Source organism: Rubneribacter badeniensis (assembly GCF_002899695.1).
GTDB classification, from domain to species: Bacteria; Actinomycetota; Coriobacteriia; order Coriobacteriales; family Eggerthellaceae; genus Rubneribacter; species Rubneribacter badeniensis.
In genome coordinates this window covers 1-547 of record NZ_PPEL01000186.1, presented here as the reverse complement: position 1 = coordinate 547, position 547 = coordinate 1, and the positions used below count along the sequence as shown (strand labels likewise).

The window sequence follows — 547 nt, the reverse complement described above, 5'->3', positions numbered from 1 at the left end:
CCATGAGCGAGGTGGCGGTGTTCAGCGTGAAGTCGATCTTGCGGTTGAAGCCGAACTTGTCGGCGCCGTCCACGAGCTTCTCCGCACCCATCTCAACGCCCAGCTGGCCGAACACGGTGTTGCTGGACAGTTCGGTGGCACGGGCGAGCGTGATGTCGCCGTAGGAGTTCTTGTTGAAGTTCGTGACGGGCGCGTTGCCGATGTCCATGGTGCCCGGCGACGAGAACACGGTGTCCTCGCTGGCAACGCCGTCCTCGAGCGCCGTTGCGAGCGTGACGATCTTGAACGTGGAGCCGGGGGCGTAGAGCGTCTGTATCGCGCGGTTCAGCAGCGTGCTCTCGCCGTCGGGGTTGGCGTTGGCCTTCTCTATCTCGGCGGCGAAGTTGGCCGCGTCGTAGGTGGGCGACGACGCCATGCCCAGCACGGCTCCCGTCTCGGGGTCCATGACCACGCACGCGCCGGCGTAGCCCGAGAGCGCGTCTTGGGCCGCCTGCTGTATCTTCGAGTTCAGCGTGAGCGTGACGTCGTTGCCCACGCCGCCGATGCC

Annotated in this window: 1 protein-coding gene; it reads right to left on the bottom strand. The window is 66.0% G+C overall.

The window, feature by feature from the left end; translation table 11 throughout:
* On the bottom strand, window positions 1-547 hold a 547-nt coding region (locus tag C2L80_RS13575), incomplete at both ends, for a penicillin-binding transpeptidase domain-containing protein (protein WP_275668775.1).